The sequence below is a fragment of the Photobacterium sp. GSS17 genome, assembly GCF_028621875.1.
GTDB lineage: Bacteria > Pseudomonadota > Gammaproteobacteria > Enterobacterales > Vibrionaceae > Photobacterium > Photobacterium ganghwense.
Window position 1 is genome coordinate 622808 of record NZ_CP117517.1, and the last position, 22506, is coordinate 645313.

Annotated in this window: 19 protein-coding genes; 16 read left to right on the top strand and 3 right to left on the bottom strand. The window is 53.6% G+C overall.

Going from position 1 to position 22506, the window contains the following annotated elements; translation table 11 throughout:
* Positions 1 to 96 precede the first annotated feature (96 nt).
* Together pnp and nlpI are read left to right on the top strand one after the other, a co-directional pair.
* Positions 97 to 2220, top strand: a complete 2124-nt coding sequence (pnp, locus tag PGW97_RS02855) for a polyribonucleotide nucleotidyltransferase (protein WP_047886507.1) — start codon at positions 97 to 99, stop codon at positions 2218 to 2220.
* 193 nt (positions 2221 to 2413) lie between these two features.
* Positions 2414 to 3319 (top strand): lipoprotein NlpI, encoded by a 906-nt coding sequence (gene nlpI, locus PGW97_RS02860; protein ID WP_273858580.1) that lies wholly within the window; start codon positions 2414 to 2416, stop codon positions 3317 to 3319.
* Between the two features lie 118 nt (positions 3320 to 3437).
* Here the strand turns inward: nlpI and PGW97_RS02865 are convergent, their stop codons facing one another.
* The 3 genes from PGW97_RS02865 to PGW97_RS02875 form a co-directional block, all read right to left on the bottom strand.
* Positions 3438 to 4316: a U32 family peptidase gene (locus PGW97_RS02865; RefSeq protein WP_273858582.1), complete on the bottom strand. Its 879-nt coding sequence runs from the start codon at positions 4314 to 4316 to the stop codon at positions 3438 to 3440.
* 12 nt (positions 4317 to 4328) lie between these two features.
* The gene (gene ubiU / locus PGW97_RS02870; RefSeq protein ID WP_047886509.1) at positions 4329 to 5336 is read right to left on the bottom strand and encodes a ubiquinone anaerobic biosynthesis protein UbiU; all 1008 of its coding nucleotides are present in this window, start codon (positions 5334 to 5336) and stop codon (positions 4329 to 4331) included.
* A 281-nt stretch (positions 5337 to 5617) separates the two neighbouring features.
* Positions 5618 to 7657, bottom strand: a complete 2040-nt coding sequence (locus PGW97_RS02875; protein ID WP_273859615.1) for a sensor domain-containing protein — start codon at positions 7655 to 7657, stop codon at positions 5618 to 5620.
* 203 nt (positions 7658 to 7860) lie between these two features.
* Between PGW97_RS02875 and ubiT the strand changes: the two genes are divergently transcribed.
* The 14 genes from ubiT (at position 7861) to deoD (ending at position 22356) form a co-directional block, all read left to right on the top strand.
* Positions 7861 to 8382, top strand: a complete 522-nt coding sequence (gene ubiT, locus PGW97_RS02880; RefSeq protein WP_047886510.1) for a ubiquinone anaerobic biosynthesis accessory factor UbiT — start codon at positions 7861 to 7863, stop codon at positions 8380 to 8382.
* The gene (locus tag PGW97_RS02885) at positions 8372 to 8875 is read left to right on the top strand and encodes a GNAT family N-acetyltransferase (protein WP_047886511.1); all 504 of its coding nucleotides are present in this window, start codon (positions 8372 to 8374) and stop codon (positions 8873 to 8875) included. Before ubiT ends, PGW97_RS02885 begins: the two co-directional genes overlap by 11 nt.
* A gap of 173 nt (positions 8876 to 9048) precedes the next feature.
* Positions 9049 to 9450, top strand: coding sequence for a DNA polymerase III subunit psi (locus PGW97_RS02890; RefSeq protein WP_047886512.1), 402 nt, complete (start codon positions 9049 to 9051; stop codon positions 9448 to 9450).
* A complete protein-coding gene (gene rimI / locus PGW97_RS02895) occupies positions 9440 to 9898 on the top strand; it encodes a ribosomal protein S18-alanine N-acetyltransferase (RefSeq protein ID WP_047886513.1) in 459 nt (152 codons plus the stop codon). The genes PGW97_RS02890 and rimI overlap by 11 nt, the downstream gene beginning before the upstream one ends.
* A 271-nt stretch (positions 9899 to 10169) precedes the next feature.
* Positions 10170 to 11750: a peptide chain release factor 3 gene (prfC, locus tag PGW97_RS02900; protein ID WP_207103331.1), complete on the top strand. Its 1581-nt coding sequence runs from the start codon at positions 10170 to 10172 to the stop codon at positions 11748 to 11750.
* A 287-nt stretch (positions 11751 to 12037) separates the two neighbouring features.
* Positions 12038 to 14164, top strand: coding sequence for a glycogen debranching protein GlgX (glgX, locus tag PGW97_RS02905; protein ID WP_047886514.1), 2127 nt, complete (start codon positions 12038 to 12040; stop codon positions 14162 to 14164).
* A complete protein-coding gene (locus PGW97_RS02910; protein ID WP_084712648.1) occupies positions 14157 to 14447 on the top strand; it encodes a hypothetical protein in 291 nt (96 codons plus the stop codon). The genes glgX and PGW97_RS02910 overlap by 8 nt, the downstream gene beginning before the upstream one ends.
* Before the next feature lie 81 nt (positions 14448 to 14528).
* A complete protein-coding gene (locus PGW97_RS02915; RefSeq protein WP_047886516.1) occupies positions 14529 to 15320 on the top strand; it encodes a TatD family hydrolase in 792 nt (263 codons plus the stop codon).
* A gap of 221 nt (positions 15321 to 15541) precedes the next feature.
* On the top strand, positions 15542 to 16807 hold the full coding sequence (locus PGW97_RS02920) for a NupC/NupG family nucleoside CNT transporter (RefSeq protein WP_047886517.1): 1266 nt from the start codon (positions 15542 to 15544) through the stop codon (positions 16805 to 16807).
* 485 nt (positions 16808 to 17292) lie between these two features.
* Positions 17293 to 17463, top strand: a complete 171-nt coding sequence (locus PGW97_RS02925) for a XapX domain-containing protein (RefSeq protein ID WP_047886518.1) — start codon at positions 17293 to 17295, stop codon at positions 17461 to 17463.
* 447 nt (positions 17464 to 17910) lie between these two features.
* The gene (gene deoC, locus PGW97_RS02930; protein WP_273858589.1) at positions 17911 to 18684 is read left to right on the top strand and encodes a deoxyribose-phosphate aldolase; all 774 of its coding nucleotides are present in this window, start codon (positions 17911 to 17913) and stop codon (positions 18682 to 18684) included.
* 232 nt (positions 18685 to 18916) lie between these two features.
* The gene (deoA, locus tag PGW97_RS02935; RefSeq protein ID WP_273858591.1) at positions 18917 to 20248 is read left to right on the top strand and encodes a thymidine phosphorylase; all 1332 of its coding nucleotides are present in this window, start codon (positions 18917 to 18919) and stop codon (positions 20246 to 20248) included.
* An 11-nt stretch (positions 20249 to 20259) separates the two neighbouring features.
* A complete protein-coding gene (locus PGW97_RS02940; protein WP_047886623.1) occupies positions 20260 to 21480 on the top strand; it encodes a phosphopentomutase in 1221 nt (406 codons plus the stop codon).
* Positions 21481 to 21630: 150 nt separating this feature from the next.
* Positions 21631 to 22356: a purine-nucleoside phosphorylase gene (deoD, locus tag PGW97_RS02945; protein ID WP_047886521.1), complete on the top strand. Its 726-nt coding sequence runs from the start codon at positions 21631 to 21633 to the stop codon at positions 22354 to 22356.
* The last annotated feature ends 150 nt before the right edge of the window (positions 22357 to 22506 follow it).

The window sequence follows — 22506 nt, forward strand, 5'->3', positions numbered from 1 at the left end:
TTACTGTAAAGTGTCTTTCATCACATGACGCTTTTCCTTGTGTCAGATATACTTATCGACGCAAATAGAAAGCGGAATAATATTAAGGAAATTCACGTGAATCCTATCGTAAAGACTTTCCAGTACGGTAACCACACAGTTACTCTAGAAACTGGCGTTATGGCACGTCAGGCGACTGCCGCTGTGATGGCGAGCATGGACGATACTTCTGTATTCGTCAGCGTTGTGGGCAAGAAAGAAGCTGTTGAAGGCCAGGACTTCTTCCCTCTGACAGTAAACTACCAAGAGCGTACTTACGCTGCGGGTAAAATCCCTGGTGGTTTCTTCAAACGCGAAGGCCGTCCATCAGAAGGCGAAACACTGACTGCTCGTCTGATTGACCGTCCAATCCGTCCGCTATTCCCAGATGCATTCAAAAACGAAGTTCAGGTTATTGCAACTGTGGTTTCTGTAAACCCAGATGTACAACCAGACATCATTACTATGATCGCAACGTCTGCGGCGCTGGCAATCTCTGGTATTCCGTTTAACGGTCCAATCGGTGCTGCTCGTGTGGGTTACATCAACGACCAACTGGTTCTGAACCCAAGCAACACTGAACTGGCACAAAGCCGTCTGGACCTGGTTGTTGCCGGTACTGACAGCGCAGTTCTGATGGTTGAATCAGAAGCTGACCGCCTGAGTGAAGAGCAAATGCTGCAAGCGGTTGTGTTCGGTCACGACCAACAACAAGTTGTGATCAACGCGATCAAAGAGTTCGCAGCTGAAGTGAACACGCCTGCGTGGAACTGGGTTGCACCGGTTGAAAACACTGAGCTGAAAACCCGTGTTGCTGAACTGGCTGAAGCCCGTCTGACTGACGCTTACCAGATCACTGAGAAAATGGCGCGTTACGAGCAAGTTGGCCAGATCAAGGGCGACGTAGTTGAAGCGCTGCTGGCGCAGGACGAAACTCTGGACGAGCGTGAAATCCGCGACATGCTGGGTTCTCTGGAGAAGAAAGTGGTACGTAGCCGCATTATCGCTGGCCACCCACGTATCGACGGTCGTGAAAAAGACATGGTTCGTGCACTGGACGTACGTACTGGCGTTCTGCCACGTACTCACGGTTCATCTCTGTTTACCCGTGGTGAAACACAGGCGCTGGTAACGGCAACTCTGGGTACACAGCGTGATGCGCAAATCATCGACGAGCTGACTGGTGAGCGTAAAGATCACTTCCTGCTGCACTACAACTTCCCTCCATACTGTGTGGGTGAGACTGGCTTTGTAGGTTCTCCGAAGCGTCGTGAAATCGGCCACGGTAAACTGGCTAAGCGTGGTATTGCTGCAGTAATGCCTTCTGTTGACGAGTTCCCGTACACAGTACGTGTTGTGTCTGAGATCACTGAATCAAACGGTTCGTCTTCAATGGCATCTGTATGTGGTACGTCTCTGGCGCTGATGGACGCGGGTGTGCCAATTAAAGCCTCTGTAGCCGGTATCGCAATGGGTCTGGTTAAAGAAGGCGAAGACTTTGTGGTTCTGTCTGACATTCTGGGTGACGAAGACCACCTGGGTGACATGGACTTTAAAGTGGCGGGTACCGCTGACGGCGTAACAGCCCTGCAGATGGATATCAAGATCGAAGGTATTACTAAAGAAATCATGCAAATCGCCCTGAATCAGGCGAGAGGTGCGCGTACGCACATCCTGAGCGTGATGGACCAGGCGATCAACGCGCCACGTGATGATATCTCTGAGTTCGCACCACGTATCCACACCATGAAGATCAACCCTGAGAAGATCAAAGATGTGATCGGTAAGGGTGGTGCTGTGATTCGTGCACTGACTGAAGAAACTGGTACTACGATTGAAATCGAAGACGACGGTACTGTGAAGATCGCAGCGACCGAAGGTACTGCTGCGAAAGAAGCTATCCGCCGTATCGAAGAAATCACTGCTGATGTTGAAGTTGGCCGCATCTATACCGGTAAGGTAATGCGTATTGTTGACTTCGGTGCATTCGTTTCTGTGATTGGTTCTAAAGAAGGTCTGGTTCACATTTCTCAAATCTCTCAGGAGCGCATTGAGAAAGTGGCAGATCACCTGGAACTGGGTCAGGAAGTGAAGGTGAAAGTTCTGGAAATCGACCGTCAGGGTCGTATCCGTCTGAGCATGAAAGAAGCTCAGGAAGACCAGAATGCTGCACCTGCTGGTGAACAGCAGCCAGAAGCCTAAGGTTTTTGGTTAAAAGCATGATATAAAGGGGCTATTCAGCCCCTTTTTTATTCTGGCCAAATGGGCGATGGCATGGGCTGGGTTATCGGGGATATGCCTCTGAGGCCTTCTGGCTTTTGCTGTAAAGCCCTTCGTCATGGACCGTTTGGTATTATGCTAGAGATAAGTAAAGTCTCACCCAGGGAGAACTGCATTGATTGCAAATAGGATTAAACTGGCGTGCCTGGCATTCACTATGATGCTGGCAGGCTGCTCGTCACCGCCGTCGCAGTGGACTCAACCGCTGATGGCAGTTCCTTTTCAGCCGACGATTCAACAGCAAATTCAGCTGGCGCGTATCGATCAGCTACTCAGACGCGATGATTTGGACGGTAATACACTGGCTCAGATTTATTATGAGCGTGGCCTATTGCATGACAGCCTGGGGTTACGCGACCTGGCCCGCCTGGATTTTAACCAATCCTTGTCGCTTAAACCGGATCAGCCGGATGTCTTCAATATCCTCGGGGTGTATTTTACCCAAAGTGCCCACTTCGATGCGGCCTATGAAGCCTTCGACTCCACGCTAGAGCTGAATATTCGCCACCCGTTTGCCCAGCGCAACCGCGGTATCGCCCTGTATTATGGCGGCCGGTATGATTTGGCCAGCGAAGATCTGAATGCCCATTACCAGCAGGATATCAATGATCCTTACCGGGTGATCTGGCTCTATCTGGTCGAGCTGGAAGTGGATGAGCAGCAGGCGCTGGACAAGCTGCGTCAGCGTTACGCCGCGGCGGACAAGCAGGACTGGGGCTGGCATATTGTTCGCCTGTATCTGGGAGAGATCAGTGAACGGGAGTTCCTGGGACAGATCACCACTGAAAGCGAAGACAACGAGGTGTTGGCAGAGCGTCTGACCGAAGCCTATTTCTACATGGGTAAGGTGTATCATCATAACAAGGATTACGCCTCAGCCCTGATGCTTTATAAACTGGCGTTGTCCGGCAATGTGTATGAGTTTGTCGAGCACCGTTTTGCCACGCTGGAGCTGAGCCGCCTGACGGCAGAAGCGCGGCGTGAGACACCGATGATTCCGGCTGAAGACGAAGACTCCTGACGAACGCTGAGTCGCCGTCAGGTCACGCCACAGCCTGGATTGGAACCGGCTAAGACAGTAAAAATCTTAAGCAAATAAAAAGCCGCGATCTCTCGCGGCTTTTCTGTTTCTGCTTGGCTCAGTCCTGAATCGTCAGGCCAGCCAGATTATGCCAGTAACCGTTACAGTGATGGCCGTCTTCCAGCGGATAGCGGCTCTCGCCCTGACGGTTGGCCCGGAATTGGTCAACCGTTGCCAGGGTATCGACTCCGAGCGGGCTGAGGCGAATCACATCAACCAAGCCGTCCATGCCCGCCTGATCGTTGATCAGGTTATAACAATAGCCGGACTGGGTCTGGATACCGTTCAGGGTGAAGACTTTCTGGGACTCCTGGCTGTGTACCGTAATTCCATTCGGGTACTTGATACAGCAGGTTTCACAGTCATCTTTGGCGCAGTCTTCGGCACGGGCGGTGAAGCAGCGGGCAGAGTAGGCCAGCGGCAGGTAGCCGTAGCTGAACACTTCCGTTTCAAACTGATGGCGGATCCCCAGCGTGTCACAGTCGGTGAGCACATTCTGCAGCCACTCGCGGGACAGTTCGACCGGCATACACCAGCGTACCATGCCTTTATCCAGAAACAGTTTCAGCGTCTGGGCGTTGTAGCAGTTCACCGCAGGGCCGACCACAAAGGGCACCTTGCTTTGATGAGCGAGCTGAATGGCAGAAACGTCATTGGCTTCAATCATGAAATCGCCGTTGTCGACATACTTCTTCATGATATTCACTTCGCTAGGGGCTTCCAGCAGCGCCATGGTCGACAACACCACCTGTTTGCCGCCAGCAGCCAGTTCTTTGGCTATCGCCAGCCAGTGCGCCGGTTTCATCTCCCGGCGCTTAGAGCAGACAGTTTCTCCTAAATAGATAATGTCTGCTGTGCTGTCTTTCGCCTGTTGGTAGAACGCCTCAACATCGGTTTGCGGCCAGAAATACAGAAGGGGGCCTAAAGCATATTTCATCGTGGACTCCTGTTATTGCCATTTCCGGTGGTAGGCACCGAGGGTGGTTTGTCGGCCCTCGGACACATTGCCAAGGCAGGCATCCCAGGCTGGGTCAACCTGATAGGTGTCCGGTGACGCCTGATAGCGGTCAATGGCTGCGCGCCAGGTTCGGGTGACCTGCTCCACATAAGCCGGGCTGCGCTGGCGGCCCTCGATTTTGACCGACGCAATATTGGCTTTGAACAGCTCGGGCAGGATCGCCAGTGTATTCAGGCTGGTGGGTTCTTCCAGCGCATGGTAACGGCGAGACTCACCCTCTAGGCTGACATCAAAGCGGCCTTTGCACAGGGTCGGGTAACCGGCATTTTCACCGGCACGGTAACGATCAATCAGCACTTCATTCAAACGGGAATCGAGCCCCTGCTCGGTTTCCTGCCAGCGGACGTATTTTGCCGGAGAGCAGGCACCAACCGTGTTGGGGGATTCACCGGTCATGTAGGAAGACAGGTAGCAGCGCCCCTCAGACATGATGCACAGGCTGCCGAACGCGAACACTTCCAGTTCCACCGAGGTGGTACGGGCCAGTTGTTTGACCTGATGGATGGACAGCACGCGCGGCAGTACCACGCGCTTAACGTTAAAATTCTGCTGGTAAAACTCAATGGCTGCACTGTTGGTGGCGGAAGCCTGTACCGAAAGGTGCAGCTCCAGATCCGGATAGGTGCGGGCGGCATATTCCAGTACCGCGATATCGGCCACGATCAGCGCATCGACGCCCAAACTGGCAGCCGTATCGACTGCGCGCCGCCAGCGCTCGAAACCGTCTGGATGGGCGAAAGTATTGAGGGCAACATGCAGTTTTCGCTGGTGATCACGTACGTACTCGACGGCTTTGTCCAGTTTGCGTCCGGTAAAGTTCAGACCGGCAAAATGGCGGGCATTGGTATCGTCTTTAAAACCGATATACACCGCGTCGGCACCGTTATCTATGGCTGTTTTCAGCGCCGGCAGGTTACCGGCGGGGCAAAGTAGCTCCATAATCTTTTTATCGACCAGTGTTGGATGAAAAATAGTGGGGCAAATAGTAGGGGGTGGAGGGACGGGGTGTATTGATATCAGGCAGGTTTTGTTGAGTTTAGGCCGCCGGGCGGCTAATTTTATGCACTGGCAACTGGCAACTGGCAACTGGCAACTGGCAACTGAGGCTTCGGTGTTTCCCGTTTCAGAATCGGGGGACGGACAACTCACATGCGCCATCCCCCGGTGGTCGTGCCTGGATAACGCATGCAAGCGCTGTGGGTAAAGGTACCTGATAAAGGTCAGCTTACCCGGGCATGTTTGTGCAGGATCGCCTCCAGCTCGTTTTTGGGCAGGGGCTTGTAGAAATGGAAGCCCTGAATTGAGTCACAGTTGAGGTTCGACAGCAGAGTTGCCTGCTGGCGGGTTTCAATCCCCTCTGCGACGACACTCATGTTCAGTGCTTTGCCCAGATTGATGATGTTTTCGATCAGGGTCAGCTGCTTGGGAATGGTGTCGATATCCTGAATAAAGGCCCGGTCGATTTTCAGCTCATCAAGCGGGAAACGGGCGAGATACGAGAGCGAGGAATAACCGGTGCCGAAGTCATCAATCGACAGGGCAAAGCCCAGCTGCTTAATTGCATTAAGCATCTGAATGGCGTGCTCGCCATCACTCATAACCGCGCTTTCCGTCAACTCGAAAGTGATGTCAGCCGGATTGACCCGAGTATCCCGGCGCAGCTGATCCACAATTTGGATCAGGTTCGGGTTACCGAACTGCTGTGGCGACAGATTGATGGCCACCTTTCCTGCGAGCAACCCCTGATCTTTCCAGCGTTTTACCGTGGTAAACACTTCCCGAATCACGGTTTGTCCCAGTTGTTCAATCAGCCCGGAGCGCTCAGCGACCGGAATAAACTGGCCGGGGCTGATGTAACCTTCGACCGGATGTTTCCAGCGTACCAGAGCTTCCGCGCCGCAGATCGCAAAATCGCGGGCATTGACCTTGGGTTGATACCATACTTCCAGGCCATTGTTTTGCAGTGCCTTTTGCAGTTCAATCTCCAGCCACAACAGCATGCGCGCTTCTTTGTTCATCTCATGGCTGAACTTCACCATCCGGTTCCGCCCGCGGTTTTTCGCTTCATACATCGCGGTTTCGGCATTTTGCAGCAGCAGGCGGGCATCCGTTCCGTCATCGGGGGCACTGATCAGTCCGATTGAGCAGGCGAGGTGCTTGCGAAAGTGGTGCAGGTTGAACGGTTGGTTGATCATGCTGATCACCCGGTTAGCAAGCAGATCGCCGGTTCGGCTGTGCTCCGGATTGGGCAGCAGGATGGCAAATTCATCGCCGCTGAGGTGGCCGATAATGGCTTCCTCCGGCAGTTGGCGGCGCAGCCGTCCGGCAATTTCCTGCAGCACCTGATCCCCGATATGGTGACCGAGTGAATCATTGATGTTCTTGAAGTTATCGACATCCAGATACAGCAGGCAGAGCGGGGTTTCCTGATGCAACAGCTGATCGAGACGGCGACTGAAGCCGTGGCGGCTGAACAGCCCGGTCAGCGGGTTGGTGAACAACAGGTGATCCAACTTGTCCTGGCGGGAAGCCGGTCGGCTGTTGTCCTGCAGCAATACCAGCTGGGCCGGAGAACCAAGTTGGCTGATCGGTCTGGCGGCCAGTCGCACGGCCCGTTGTACCGGACAGCGGCGGCTGGTCTGGCAGTTCAGGGTTTCGCCTTTGCCCAGTGATGCCAGCTGTGGGAATTGCAGCGGCTGGTTGTTGCCGTCCACCAGCAATTTGCCGAGTTCGGTGTTCTGAATATCCTGCGGAAACTCAAAACCGAGCAGCATGGCTGCCTGCGGGTTGGCGGAGACCACCATGTTATTGACCACGATCAGGCTGCCGTCATCGATCAGGGCATTCAGTGCCTGTACATGCTGTTCCAGCTCCTGAATGGACTGAGCCAGGATCTGGCGCTCAGAGGTGTCCAGACAGTGCATGACCACCGCCGCAACACTGCCATCCGGCTGATGAGACAGCGGCCGCAGGCTGAACTGCATGCTGGTGTCATGCTGGTTGTCGTTCAGAACGACCTCACTTTCCAGGCTCTCGCCCTGAAAAGCCCGCTCGTAATAGGGGCGGATGGCCTGATAGAAAGCTGGCCCCAGCGTGTCGATATCATTGCGGCCAATCAATGCATCCGGCGTCATGCCACTGATTTCGCTGTAGCGGTTATTGACGATCAGATAGTGATGATGGGGGTCCAGCACAGCCACCAGAAACGGGCTGTTATCGGTCAACAGGGGAAACCAGTACTTAAGTTGCTCTGTCGGCATGATAGTTAACATGTTATCCGTGTATGGCTGCCATCCAGTTCGGCGGGGCGACAGGTAGTTTTCTCGTTACTATATAGGCCAGTAGGGCTCAATACCAAACTTTACGCGGTCAAAGGCGCTTTTTTTGACTCAAGGCATGAAATCGGTCTCGGGACTTGCCATACAATCCTTCTATAACAAGACCCAGACAGGAAAAATAAACAGTGATTACCGAGCTGAGAAAACAGCTGGTCCGACGCGGACCGGCGTTATTGCGTATTCCCGCGAAACTGACACCGTTTGCCCTGCAGAAAAAGGTGATGCTGGAAGGACTGGGTATGGTGTTCCGGGAAGCCCTGGAAGACGGTGATTTTGACTTTCTCGAAGATCGCTGGCTGAAAGTGGAAGTCCGCGATCTGGGGTTATGCTGGTATATCAGCTACCGTGATGAGCAGCTGGTGGTGGCCGATAAGGTCGAGCAGGAAGACGTCAGCTTTAGTGGCGAATGCAATGATCTGGTTTTAATTGCTGCGCGCAAAGAAGATCCTGATACACTGTTCTTCCAGCGCCGTCTTCGTATTGAAGGGGACACCGAGCTGGGGCTGGAAGTGAAAAACCTGATGGACAGTATCGACCTGGATTCACTCCCTGCACCGGTGCAATTTGTTTTGCAGCAGTCAGCCGATTTCATCCACAAAGGGATGGCGGAGCCGATTGCGCATAAAGAGGTTATGAATGCTCATTAGATCCGAGTCGCCGGCAGATATCCTGCCGATTGAAGCGTTACTCAAGTCAGTGTTTGACACTGAAGCAGAAGCCAATCTGGTGCAGCGGTTACGGGAAAACGGTAATCGGACACTGGCACTGGTGGCTTGCAATGATGACGGTGAAGTGATCGGTTATGCCTTTTTTAGTCCGGTGACCCTCGACGGGCAGGATGACAACTGGCAGGGGCTGGCACCGATGGCGGTCAGTCCGGCTTACCAGGGCCAGGGTATCGGACAGGCGATGATGGAAGAAGCCAAGCAGACACTGGCCGAGCTGGGTTACCCGGTGGTCGTGGTGCTTGGTCACAGCGAGTATTACCCGAAGGCCGGTTTTGAACCGGCCGTCAACCATGGCTTGCAATGCCAGTGGCCGGTTCCGGAAGAAGCCTTTATGGTGCTGGAACTGATCCCGGGCACTTTGGCCGGGCGGCAGGGCACCATTGCCTACTGCGAAGAATTTTCGGCCCTGTAACGGATGCGCTGCTGTCGCGGCCGTATACCGGCAGTCATGGCCAGTAGGCCGGGCACGGCTGGGGAGCGTAAGATACCACCTGCGGGTGGTATTTTTTTTGCCATTTTCCTGCCGTCTGGGCAGCAGGATCTGGTAGTATCCCCGCCGGAAGTGAGCATCATCGAGGTGAGTGAATGAAACAACGTGATTTGCAGCTGATGAAAGAAATGGGGCTGACCTACTGGCAGGTCAGAAAACCGGACTTTTTTCCGGGCTGGGAGCGTTCGGCGATTGATCTTCCGGCTTCCTGCCAGCTGTTGTTTGTGTGCGATGACGAGCTGGATGAACACGATCGCTGGTTGTTCGGCCGTATCCTCAGCAGCATGAAACTGTCCCCGGAGCAGGCAATGGCCTTGCCGTCGGCGGCGGTTGAACTGGTGCGCGAACACCACCTCACCTGGTGCTGGGTGGCAGGCTGTGAAACAGCCCATCCGGCCGGGTGTCAGTTACTCACCTCGATATCACTGAAACAGATGCATACCAACCCGGCCGCGAAAAAGGCCCTCTGGCAACAAATTTGTTCATATGACACTTAAGATTGTACCTCTGGCGCCACATCATCTTGATGACGTATGGCGTATCGAACAGGCGGCTCACGCCTTTCCCTGGGCGGAATCCCTGATCCGCAAAGAACCCAATAGAATTGCGGTGAACCTGGCACTGGAGCTGAACGGCAAAGTGGCCGGTTATTGTTTCGGTCAGCTGGTGGCCGGAGAAGCGACCCTGCTGAACATTGCCGTGGATCCGGCGTGTCAGGGCAAGGGCTACGGTAAACAGCTGCTGGAAGGGTTTATCGACGAGATGGCCTCCCGCGATGCGGAGGAAATCTGGCTGGAAGTGCGCGCCAGCAATACCCGTGCATTTCAGCTCTACGAAGCCCTCGGGTTTAACGAGATTAACCGCCGTGAAGGCTATTACCCGGCCGAGAACGGGCGAGAGGATGCGTTGATCATGACGTACCCACTTATGCTGTCAGCCGGTTAATCAATAGTTGCGCGTTAACGCTGTTGCTTTGGGCGGAGTTTGCGTATAATTCCGCCATTCTTATCGCTCCCATACATTATCCGTCACGCGGCACCGCAGAGGAAAAACAATGTAACTGATTGTTGTACAAACCATCCTCATATCTGCGCAGGCAGAGGACGGCGTCTGGTCACAGGCTTGATCAGGCACGCTATATGGAGCTCGGTAGCAAGCGCCCGGTGACGGCATGCTGCCATTCGATTTTGAAATCTCTCACAGGATTATCAACGCTATGTCTTTTCTTACTGAAGTGGGCAAACGCCGTACGTTTGCGATCATTTCTCACCCGGATGCGGGTAAAACCACCATCACTGAAAAAGTACTGTTGTTCGGAAACGCGATTCAGAAAGCCGGTACGGTTAAGGGTCGAGGCTCAAACCAGCACGCTAAATCCGACTGGATGGAAATGGAAAAAGAGCGTGGGATCTCGGTAACCACCTCGGTCATGCAGTTCCCGTACAACGACTGTCTGGTGAACCTGCTGGATACCCCGGGACACGAAGACTTCTCGGAAGATACCTACCGTACCCTGACTGCCGTTGACTCCTGTCTGATGGTAATCGACGCAGCGAAAGGTGTTGAGGATCGTACCCGCAAGCTGATGGAAGTAACCCGTCTGCGTGATACGCCGATCATCACTTTCATGAACAAACTGGACCGTGACATCCGCGACCCGATGGAGCTGCTGGATGAAGTGGAAAGCGAGCTGAACATTGCGTGTGCGCCGGTATCATGGCCGATTGGCTGTGGTAAAGAGTTCAAAGGGGTGTACCACATCCACCGTGATGAGACGATCCTGTACGCGACCGGTCAGGGCCACACCATTCAGGAAGTACGCATCGTCAAAGGTCTGGACAATCCTGAACTGGATGACGCTGTTGGTACTGAACTGGCTGAACAGCTGCGTGAGGAGCTGGAACTGGTACTGGGTGCGTCCCACGAGTTCGATCAGGAAATGTTCCTGAAAGGCGAACTGACGCCGGTGTTCTTCGGTACGGCTCTGGGTAACTTTGGTGTTGACCACATGCTGGACGGACTGACGAAGTGGGCACCTGCGCCGCTGCCACGTCAGGCGAACGAGCGTGAAGTGTCTGCCACCGAAGAAAAATTCTCCGGCTTTGTGTTTAAGATCCAGGCAAACATGGATCCGAAACACCGTGACCGTATTGCTTTCATGCGTGTGGTATCTGGGACTTACACTCAGGGCATGAAGATGAACCACGTGCGTATCGGCAAGCAGGTGAGCATTTCAGATGCAGTAACCTTCATGGCCGGTGACCGTGCCCGGGCGGAAAACGCCTTTGCCGGTGACATCATTGGTCTGCACAACCACGGTACGATTCAGATCGGTGATACCTTCACTCAAGGTGAGTCGCTGAAGTTCTCCGGTATCCCGAACTTTGCACCAGAACTGTTCCGCCGTATTCGTCTGAAAGATCCTCTGAAGCAGAAGCAACTGCTGAAAGGTCTGGTTCAGCTGTCTGAAGAAGGCGCGGTACAGGTGTTCCGTCCGCTGCAAAACAACGATCTGATCGTGGGTGCGGTGGGTGTGCTGCAGTTTGACGTGGTCGTTGCCCGCCTGAAAGCGGAATACAACGTTGAAGCTATCTACGAAGGCGTTAACGTTGCAACAGCACGCTGGGTTGAGTGTGGCGACAGCAAGACGTTTGAAGAATTCAAGCGTAAGAACCAGTCTAACCTGGCACTGGACGGCGGCGATAACCTGACCTACATCGCGCCGACGATGGTGAACCTGAATTTGGCCAAAGAGCGCTTCCCGGACGTCGACTTCCGCGCGACCCGCGAGCACTGATCGGGGCCGTCATGCGCCCTTGGGCGATGACGCTGGCTTTCAGGCCGTCACATCTGTGGCGGCCTTTTTTATGCCCGCTTATTTTACCCCTTTTCTTCTCAATTTTATTTGCATTGTCTGCATTGTTAGTGGCGTCAGTATCCCCGTTCCGTACCACAATCACGGGTACGCCACCGTTTTGTGAAAAGTCCCCCTTTTTCATCAATTTGTGTCTAGTATTCTTTTGTGTGCATATGATTTGATGGATGGCTGACACCATTCGAACGGTACAACCACGGAGACGGCACATGGCCATTGCAGCAGACACGCAGTTAAGGGCACTCGCACCGGCGAGTGAGGTGTATACCAGGCAAGGGGAAGCGCACCCGCTGGGGGCCAGCGTGCAGGAAAGCGGGGTTAATTTCAGCCTTTATTCCAAAGACGCTACCCGGGTTTTGCTGCATCTGTTTGAGGATGCCGATGCGACGTGCCCTAGCCATACGTTTGAACTCAATCCCTTGCGGCATAAACGCGGCCATTACTGGTTTATTTTTGTCTGTAACATTGGTCACGGCCAGATTTACGGGTTCCAGGTAGATGGCCCCTGGTTGCCGGAAAAAGGGCTGCGTTTTGATAAAGACAAGATATTGATTGATCCCTACAGTCAGGCCATTTGCTTTGGTAACAACTACCGCCGCGAGCGGGCAATTGGTCCGGGCGGCAATATGGACGCCTGCATGAAGAGCATGGTGGTCGATCAGCTCGGTTTTGACTGGCAGGGCGTGCCCGTGCCCAGCCATTCGCTGACCGAGACCATTATCTACGAAATGCACGTTGGTGGATTCACCAAACACCCGAACTCCGGCGTTGCGGCAGACAAACGCGGCACCTTTGCCGGCGTGATTGAAAAGATCCCTTATCTCAAAGCGCTGGGCGTCACCGCGGTAGAGTTACTGCCGGTGCAGCAGTTTGATGTCAGCGATGCTCCGGACGGCCACCCGAATTACTGGGGGTACAGCCCCATCAATTTCTTCTCGGTGCATGCTGGCTACAGCGTGGACAATGATCCGCTCAGTGCCATCAATGAATTCAAAACTATGGTAAGGGAGCTGCACAAAGCCGATATTGAAGTGATTCTTGATGTGGTGTTTAACCACACCGCGGAAGGCGATGAACACGGGCCGACGTTCTGCTTCAAAGGGCTGCAGAATGGTGCCTATTACCTGGTTGATAAAAAGAACGGCCAGTACCGCAACTACAGTGGCTGTGGCAACACCTGCAATGCCAATCACAGCGTGTTTCGGCGAATGATCATTGATGCCCTGCATTTCTGGGTGACGGAAATGCGGGTGGACGGCTTCCGGTTTGATCTGGCGTCAGTGCTGGCGCGTGACAGTCGCGGCCAGCCAATGAAAGAGCCGCCGCTGCTCTGGTCTATCGATTCTGACCCGATTTTGTGCGGCACCAAAATCATCGCCGAAGCCTGGGATGCGGCCGGGTTGTATCAGGTGGGCTCGTTCATCGGCGATCGCTGGAATGAATGGAACGGAAAATTCCGCGATGACGTGCGTGCCTTCTGGCGGGGAGACAACGGTTATGTCAGCCGTTTTGCCTCAAGAGTGCTGGGCTCCCCGGATATTTACTGCGGACGGCAGCATTCTCCGCACCGCTCGGTAAATTTTATCTGTGCCCACGACGGTTTTACCCTCAATGATCTGGTTAGCTACAGCGAAAAGCACAACTGGGCCAACGGCGAGAATAACCAGGATGGCGACAACCATAACCTGTCGAGCAATTACGGAGTCGAAGGTCCGACCGAACTGCCGGAAGTGGAGGCGATGCGCCATCGCCAGTGCAAGAACATGCTGGCCACGCTCTACCTGTCGCTCGGGATGCCGATGCTCAATATGGGGGATGAAGTGCGCCGCACCCAGCAGGGCAATAACAATGCTTACTGCCAGGATAATGAAATCAGCTGGTTTGACTGGAGCCTGGTCGACAAAAATCAGGATTTACTGCGCTTTGTGACGCTGCTGGGGCAAATTCGGCGGGCAGAGCCGACCCTCGACTGGAACATGCACCGCTCTCTCAGCTCTGTGGTGGAAAACGTCAACATCCGCTGGCACGGGGTGGAGCCGAATAAACCGGACTGGTCGGAACATTCGCATTCTCTGGCGCTGACGGTGTATCACCCCATCACCCAGGATGAGCTGTATGTGGTCTGCAATGCTTATTGGGATCCGCTGGCTTTTACTCTGCCGGATCGCGACAGCAGCGAATGGCATGTGGTGATTAACACGGCGAAACAGAGCCCGGATGACATTTACCCGATCAATCAGGCTCCCCGTTATCCGCACCGTACCATTCTGGCCTCGGGACGTAGTATGATCGTCATGATAGCCAAGTCAGTACAGCAGGATGAGAAGTATGATTAGGGTAATAAAACGTTGGGTGGCCGCGTACGATCGCTGGTGCGAGAGAATGGGGCTGGTTCCGGAGAACCGCCGCTGCTGTGCGCCAGTGCGTTACGATGAAGATGATCCGCGTCATCCTGACCAACGCCGCACGGCGTGTCGGGGAGGCACCATGCCATCCCATGCTGGCGATACCGATATTGGTGCTGATGCCAATGCTAATGTTAATGCAGGTATCGGTTCCAAGGTCTGTGACCAGCCTGTGACACATATCAACAGCGCAAAATCAGATGCCAACGGATAACAGCCGCTGGCCAGAGGCGCTCTGGCCGGTACTTTGGCCTGCGATGCCGAGATTCGCAGCCGCAGGCGGGAGCATACCAGGATGATAGACAGCCATTGCCATTTTGATTTTGCGCCATTTAGTGAAGACCCGGCTCATTATCTGGCGCTGGCGCGTCAGGCCGGGGTGAACAAACTGGTGATACCGTCGGTGGGGGTGCGCAACTGGCAGGCGGTACGTCAGCTCGCCACGGAGCAAGACGGGGTGTACTTTGCCCTCGGTCTGCACCCGTTTTTCAGTGCAGATCATACCGTTGCCGCCGAGCGGCAACTGGCGGCAGAGTTGGAAGCTGAATCACTTTTGAGAGCAAAAAATCGGTCACACTGCGTAGCGGTGGGTGAATGTGGACTAGACTTTGCCATTGCAGAGGTCGATCGTGATCAACAGCTTACGTTACTGTCATCCCAGCTCAGGCTGGCGAACCATTACGGCTTACCGGTAATTTTGCATTGCCGTAAAGCCTACCCGGAATTGTTGCGGCTGCTCAAGCAGATCCCGCCGGTCGCCGGTGGGGTATATCACGCTTTCAGCGGCAGTCTGGAGCAGGCCAGACAGATGATTGATCTGGGCCTGAAAATCGGAGTCGGGGGAACCATCACTTATGAGCGAGCAAAGAAAACGCGTGCCGCCATAGCGCAGCTGCCTTTGTCGGCACTGTTGCTGGAAACCGATGCCCCCGATATGCCGGTGGCCGGCTTTCAGGGCCAGCCGAATCGTCCCGACCGGTTGGTTGCGGTGATGGATGCGCTGGTTACGCTGCGATCGGAGCCCCGGGAGGAGATCGAAAAAGTCATCACCTTAACCACAGCTGAACTTTTTCATATTCCCCATTGAACGGGCGTCACAGATTTAAAAACGATTGCGCTAACGGTTGCGTAAAAGCTCTAATGTTTTGTGATGGCACTCACGTTTGCTGCTGAGCTTGCTATCTCTTTCCTTGCAAACTGTGAAGCGGGCATTATTTTATCCGGCGCCGCATGAGTATAATGCGCCGGACTCTTAACTGAGCCGAATTGTCGAGACGCCAAACTTAACTTAAAGGGATGCCATAAACTATGAGCGTGTTTATGAGCCTGGTTGGGATGGTGGTACTGCTGGGTCTGGCAGTGCTGTTATCTGATAACCGCAAAGCTATCAATCTACGTACTGTTGGTGGTGCATTTGCCATCCAATTTATTCTGGGTGCATTTGTTCTGTATGTACCTGTTGGCCGTGATGTGCTGTATGGCATGTCAACCGCGGTTGCTAACGTTATTTCCTACGGTAATGACGGTATCAACTTCCTATTCGGTGGCCTGACTTCAGACAAAATGTTTGAAGTATTTGGTGGCGGTGGCTTTGTCTTCGCCCTGCGTGTTCTGCCTGTCATCGTGTTCTTCTCTGCACTGATCAGCGTGCTTTACTACATGGGTATCATGCAGGTTGTAATTAACATTCTGGGTGGTGCACTGCAAAAAGCACTGGGCACATCTCGTGCGGAATCCATGTCTGCAACAGCTAACATCTTTGTTGGTCAAACGGAAGCGCCTCTGGTTATCCGTCCGTTCGTACCAAAAATGACTCAGTCTGAGCTGTTTGCTGTTATGTGTGGTGGTTTGGCATCTGTAGCGGGTGGTGTACTGGCGGGTTACGCATCAATGGGTGTTCCTCTGGAATACCTGATCGCGGCATCTTTCATGGCAGCACCGGGTGGTCTGCTGTTCGCGAAAATCATCAAGCCTGAAACTGAAGAGCCAATTGAGCAGCTGGCAAGTGACGCAACGGCAACGGGTGATGATAAGCCTGCTAACGTTATCGATGCTGCGGCAGCGGGTGCATCTTCTGGTATGCAACTGGCACTGAACGTAGGTGCGATGCTGCTGGCATTCATCGGTTTGATCGCGCTGATCAACGGTATGCTAGGTGGTATCGGCGGTTGGTTCGGTATGCCTGAGCTGACGCTGGAACTGATTCTGGGTTACGTGTTCTCACCACTGGCGTTCCTGATTGGTGTGCCATGGGAAGAAGCCACTATTGCCGGTTCTTTCATCGGCCAGAAACTGGTTGTGAACGAATTCGTTGCTTACCTGAACTTTGCGCCATACCTGGCGGAAGGGGCGGAAGTGGTACTGTCTCCTAAGACTGAAGCGATTATCTCCTTCGCACTGTGTGGCTTCGCTAACCTGTCTTCAGTAGCGATCCTGCTGGGTGGTCTGGGTGGTCTGGCTCCAAGCCGTCGCCACGACATCGCACGCTTCGGTATGAAAGCGGTTGCTGCAGGTACATTGTCTAACCTGATGTCTGCAACTATCGCTGGTCTGTTCGTGGGTATGTCACTGTAATTCCCCGTCAGATTACCGACAACGCCGCAGCACTGTCTGCGGCGTTTTTGTTTTCCGTCCTTCTCATCCCGGTGATACCTCACCATCATTGTTTTCTCCCACGGCTTGTGCTTCATTAGCGCTTTCGGCATTACGCCAGTCAGAGCGTTATCCGCCTTCGGGCTGTAATTGTCTCCGTCTGTTTCTGAACCTGATTCGTTAAAGCGTGCCATTTTCTGAAATGCACCTGTCTCTACTCGTCCCTAATCTGAGGTGCCGGCAATTATCAGCGAGTGCTGTCAGGGCTTGCCGTTTCAAGGCCAAGTGGGGGCTTGTGTGAAGGTATTGAAGTTCAACAGATAGGGTAAACATCGAAATGGCTGTTTCCATGACGTGCCATAAAATCGATTGCGCTCCGGTTTCTGCTCATTTCCTTTGCTAGCATTACATTCGTTGCCGGGCAGACTACACTTCTTCTTGTGCTGTTTTAGACAGAGAGCAAGAAGATGAGTGAAGTACTTTTAGCGTTACTGGCGGGGTTTATTGTTGGGATTGTGTTTTCAGCCATTAAGCTGCCCATTCCCGCCCCTCCTGTCTTGTCCGGCGTGATGGGAATCGTCGGGGTGTATATCGGCGGCATTGCCTATCAGTGGCTGGTGGAGCGGTTTTTTTCCTGACTACCAGGGCTGAATTTTAACCCTGAAAGTTGTGCGTGTTTATTCTTGGGGTAAACACATTGTCCACGCTGGGAAACGTAACTTTCATGGTGGCAGTCAGGCGCTCTTGGTATGATGTCAGGGCACCATCACAAACACATTACGGTTGTTTCAGTTTGTCTCTTAAATATTGAGATATGAATCAATAAGACTGATCAACATCAACGTGAGCCGAATCTGGCACCAGATTCGGTGTAACGGTGACACGGATAGCAATCAGGCTGACGATCTCGCGTCGCTGGTCTGAGTCTTCAAGGAGTCAAGTCCGTATTACCCGCGGTCGCAGACCAACAGTCGGGTAGCACTGTTCGCATAGGCGGGCCGTTTGGCGGTGGCGCATACGTTAACCGTCAGGCGTATGGAACAGTTTCTGAAGCTTGATAGAACATAACTGGACTGGAGATAGTCATGAGCGATTTAAAAGCTGCTGCACTGCGTGCACTACAACTAATGGATCTTACCACTCTGAACGATGACGACACTGATGCGAAAGTGATCGAATTGTGTAAGAACGCCAAGACCCCTGTTGGCAACACGGCGGCAGTCTGTATCTACCCACGTTTTATCCCAGTTGCGAAGAAGCAGCTCCGTGAACAAGGCACGCCAGATGTTCGTGTAGCGACAGTGACTAACTTCCCGCACGGCAACGACGACATTGACATCGCCGTTGCAGAAACCAAAGCTGCTGTGGCCTACGGCGCCGATGAAGTGGATGTGGTATTCCCGTACCGTGCCCTGATCGCCGGTAACGAAGAAGTCGGTTTTGAACTGGTGAAACAGTGTAAAGCGGCGTGTGGTGACGTGCTGCTGAAAGTGATCATCGAAACCGGTGAACTGAAAACGCCTGAGCTGATCAAGAAAGCCTCTGAAATCTCCATCAACGCTGGTGCGGATTTCATCAAAACTTCCACCGGTAAAGTGGCAGTAAACGCGACGCCGGAAGCGGCAGAAATCATGCTGACCGTGATTAAAGACATGGGCGTTGAGAAAACGGTTGGCTTCAAGCCTGCAGGTGGCGTTCGTACCGCAGAAGATGCCCAGCAATTCCTGGCGATGGCTGACCGTATTCTTGGCGCTGAGTGGGCAGACAGCATGCACTACCGCTTTGGCGCATCAAGCCTGCTGGCTAACCTGCTGCACACCTTGGGTGAAGGCGAAAAAGCGGCTGAAGGCGGCTACTAATCTTTCCAGGTAAGGTGGCGCAGTGCCACCTTACTTTTTGGTCAACAAACCATCTGAATTGTGACTCTTTACTGCCTGGTTCCTCGCTGAACCTGTGTGTCAGGAAGAGGCGGCTTCTCTTCGCCTGAAAATCGATCCTGACAGTTGAATGTGTGCCAGCCTGAATAGCTTGTGTGGTTGGCGATGCGGTAAAGGATCTGACCCTACATAAGACTCTGACTGGGGAAATACCATGTATTTACCACAAGAAATTATCCGCAAGAAACGTGACAACATCGAGCTGACCGCTGACGAAATTAACTTTTTTGTCCAGGGCATTGCCAAAGACACCGTATCTGAAGGTCAGATTGCAGCCTTTGCAATGGCGGTGTACTTCAATGACATGACCATGGCTGAGCGTGTTGCCCTGACCTGTGCAATGCGTGATTCCGGCATGGTGATTGACTGGAGCCACATGAACTTTGACGGCCCGATTGTCGACAAGCACTCGACCGGCGGGGTGGGCGATGTTACTTCCCTGATGCTGGGCCCTATGGTGGCAGCCTGTGGCGGTTACGTCCCGATGATTTCCGGCCGTGGCCTGGGTCACACCGGTGGTACGCTGGATAAGCTGGAATCGATCCCTGGCTACGATATCTCACCAAACAACGATGTGTTCGGTCAGGTTACCAAAGACGCAGGTGTCGCGATTATCGGCCAGACCGGTGATCTGGCTCCGGCGGATAAGCGGGTTTACGCGACCCGTGACGTGACGGCGACCGTGGATAATATTTCCCTGATCACGGCATCGATTCTGTCGAAAAAACTGGCCGCGGGCCTGGGTTCGCTGGTCATGGATGTCAAAGTCGGCTCCGGTGCTTTCATGCCAACCTATGAAGCCTCTGAAGAGCTGGCGAAGTCTATTGTGGCTGTGGCCAACGGCGCCGGTACGAAAACCACCGCGCTGCTGACCGACATGAACCAAGTGCTGGCATCGACTGCCGGTAATGCACTCGAAGTCCGCGAAGCCGTGCAATTCCTGAACGGTGAATACCGCAATCCTCGCTTATTTGAAGTGACCATGGCATTGTGTGCTGAAATGTTGGTAAACAGTGGCTTAGCGGCTGATCTTGATCAGGCGACCGAGAAACTGCAGGCCGTGCTGGACAACGGCGAAGCCGCCAAGCGTTTCGGTAAAATGGTGGCAGGACTGGGTGGTCCGGCTGACTTCATGGATAACTACGACGCGTACCTGGAAAAGGCAGAGATTGCCAAGCCAGTCTTTGCCGAGAAGAGCGGTTACGTATTTGCTATGGATACCCGTGGTTTGGGTATGGCCGTGGTCGGCATGGGCGGCGGTCGCCGGGTTGCGGCAGATACCATCGACTATGCCGTGGGTCTGAGTGACATGATTCGCCTTGGTGATGTGGCTGATGCCGATACTCCACTGGCAGTGATTCACGCCCGAAACGAAGCCCAGTGGGAAGAAGCCGCGAAAGCCGTTCGCGCCAGCATAACGATTAGCGACGACAAGCCGGAGCCAACGCCTGTTGTCTACCGCCGTGTTCGCCCGGAAGATGTTTAATGGAGTTCAAAATGAAACGTTCTATTATCCTGGTACTTGATTCATTTGGTGTAGGTGCCACTGAAGATGCTGTGCAATTTGGGGATGTGGGTGCCAATACCCTGGGCCACATTGCACAGGCCTGTGCCCGTGGCGAAGCCGACAACGGCGTTCGCAGCGGCGCGCTGAAACTGCCTAACCTGAACAAGCTGGGACTGGGTAAAGCCTGTGAGGAGTCTTCAGGTTATTTCCCGGAAGGTCTGGATCCGAACGCGGAAATTACCGGTGCCTATGGCCACGCCAAAGAACTGTCGTCCGGTAAAGACACCCCGTCTGGTCACTGGGAAATTGCCGGTGTGCCGGTACTGTTTGACTGGGGCTACTTTACCGACCACAGCAACAGCTTCCCGCCGGAACTGCTGGACCGCATCGTAGAGCGTGCAAACCTGCCAGGTTACCTGGGTAACTGCCACGCATCGGGTACTCAGGTGCTGGACGATCTTGGCGAAGAACACATGAAGACCGGTAAGCCAATTTTTTATACCTCGGCGGACTCTGTGTTCCAGATTGCCTGCCACGAAGAAACATATGGCCTGGATAACCTGCTGGCACTGTGTCAGATCGTGCGTGAAGAGCTGGAAGACTACAACATCGGCCGTGTTATTGCCCGTCCGTTCATTGGTCCGGGTAAAGGACAGTTTGAGCGTACCGGTAACCGTCGTGACCTGTCTGTTGAACCACCATCGGCCACTGTGCTGCAGAAGCTGGTGGATGAAAAGGGCGGCGAAGTGATCTCTATCGGTAAAATTTCCGATATCTATGCCGGCTGCGGGATTACTAAGAAAGTGAAAGCGACCGGTATTCCGGCGCTGTTTGAAGCCACTGTTGAAGAAATCAAAACCGCTGGTGACAACAGCATCGTCTTCACCAACTTTGTTGATTTTGACTCAGCCTACGGCCACCGTCGTGATGTGGCGGGTTATGCTGCGGCACTGGAATACTTCGATGAGCGTCTGCCTGAAATTCTGGCGATGCTGCAGGAAGATGACGTGCTGATCATCACGGCTGACCACGGCTGTGACCCAACTTGGCCGGGTACAGACCACACGCGTGAGCATATCCCTGTACTGGTTGCAGGTCCTAAAGTTAAACCGGGATCTCTGGGCCGCCGCGAAACGTTCGCTGACATCGGTCAGTCACTGGCGGAACATTTTGGTATCTCTGACATGGAATACGGTAAGTCGTTCCTGTAAGCCTTGCAGATCACGAATTGACTCACACTCCGGCGGTTTCGGTCTATATTTGTCCTAGATCGAAACAGCCGTTGAAAGACTCGTATACATTGGGGTTGGAAAACCGGAAGTTATCCTGTCCAACCCACAGAAAATATTAAGGAATCAATAATGGCGACTCCTCACATTAATGCTGAAATGGGCGATTTTGCTGACGTAGTACTGATGCCGGGTGACCCACTGCGTGCGAAATACATCGCAGAGACCTTCCTGGACGATGCCAAAGAAGTGTGTAACGTACGTAATATGTACGGTTTCACCGGTACGTACAAAGGCCGCAAGATTTCAGTGATGGGCCATGGTATGGGTATCCCGTCTTGTTCTATCTACGCGACTGAGCTGGTTAAAGACTTCGGTGTGAAGAAGATCATTCGCGTGGGCAGCTGCGGTGCAGTGCGTGATGACGTAAACCTGCGTGATGTTGTGATCGGTATGGGCGCATCAACGGACTCAAAAGTGAACCGTATTCGCTTTGGTGGCCACGATTTTGCCGCACTGGCGGATTACGGCATGGTACAAAACGCGGTTCAGGCAGCTAAAGCCAAAGGTATCGACGTGAAGGTGGGGAACATCTTCTCGGCAGACCTGTTCTACAACCCGGACTTTGACTTCTTCGAAACCATGAAGAAATACGGCATTGTGGGTGTGGAAATGGAAGCGGCCGGTATTTACGGCCTGGCGGCAGAATATGGCGCGAAAGCTGTAACTATCTGTACAGTGTCTGACCACATCCTGCGTGGTGAGGCGACGACGTCGGAAGAGCGTCAGCTGACTTTCAACGAGATGATTGAAATCGCGCTGGAGTCGGTACTGCTGGGCGATGCGGAAGACGCATAATCGCTCACGGGATGACAGCAAAAAGGGCTTGCCGATTGGCAAGCCCTTTTTTGTTGTGGGGCAGGTTGTGGGGTCAGTATGGTTGAACCTGGGCGGCTATGTCAGGGAGGAAACCGTTACTGTGTTAGCGAGCAGAAACGGCCATCGACA

Bases quoted from the DNA above. Each gene is read 5' to 3' on its own strand.
- prfC (WP_207103331.1), top strand. From the start codon at position 10,170: ATGTCTTTTCTTACTGAAGTGGGCAAACGCCGTACGTTTGCGATCATT.
- deoA (WP_273858591.1), top strand. From the start codon at position 18,917: ATGTATTTACCACAAGAAATTATCCGCAAGAAACGTGACAACATCGAG.
- deoC (WP_273858589.1), top strand. From the start codon at position 17,911: ATGAGCGATTTAAAAGCTGCTGCACTGCGTGCACTACAACTAATGGAT.
- PGW97_RS02890 (WP_047886512.1), top strand. From the start codon at position 9,049: ATGAAACAACGTGATTTGCAGCTGATGAAAGAAATGGGGCTGACCTAC.
- PGW97_RS02940 (WP_047886623.1), top strand. From the start codon at position 20,260: ATGAAACGTTCTATTATCCTGGTACTTGATTCATTTGGTGTAGGTGCC.
- PGW97_RS02875 (WP_273859615.1), bottom strand. From the start codon at position 7,657: ATGCCGACAGAGCAACTTAAGTACTGGTTTCCCCTGTTGACCGATAAC.
- PGW97_RS02885 (WP_047886511.1), top strand. From the start codon at position 8,372: ATGCTCATTAGATCCGAGTCGCCGGCAGATATCCTGCCGATTGAAGCG.
- PGW97_RS02915 (WP_047886516.1), top strand. From the start codon at position 14,529: ATGATAGACAGCCATTGCCATTTTGATTTTGCGCCATTTAGTGAAGAC.
- PGW97_RS02920 (WP_047886517.1), top strand. From the start codon at position 15,542: ATGAGCGTGTTTATGAGCCTGGTTGGGATGGTGGTACTGCTGGGTCTG.
- deoD (WP_047886521.1), top strand. From the start codon at position 21,631: ATGGCGACTCCTCACATTAATGCTGAAATGGGCGATTTTGCTGACGTA.
- ubiU (WP_047886509.1), bottom strand. From the start codon at position 5,336: ATGGAGCTACTTTGCCCCGCCGGTAACCTGCCGGCGCTGAAAACAGCC.
- PGW97_RS02865 (WP_273858582.1), bottom strand. From the start codon at position 4,316: ATGAAATATGCTTTAGGCCCCCTTCTGTATTTCTGGCCGCAAACCGAT.
- rimI (WP_047886513.1), top strand. From the start codon at position 9,440: ATGACACTTAAGATTGTACCTCTGGCGCCACATCATCTTGATGACGTA.
- glgX (WP_047886514.1), top strand. From the start codon at position 12,038: ATGGCCATTGCAGCAGACACGCAGTTAAGGGCACTCGCACCGGCGAGT.
- PGW97_RS02925 (WP_047886518.1), top strand. From the start codon at position 17,293: ATGAGTGAAGTACTTTTAGCGTTACTGGCGGGGTTTATTGTTGGGATT.
- PGW97_RS02910 (WP_084712648.1), top strand. From the start codon at position 14,157: ATGATTAGGGTAATAAAACGTTGGGTGGCCGCGTACGATCGCTGGTGC.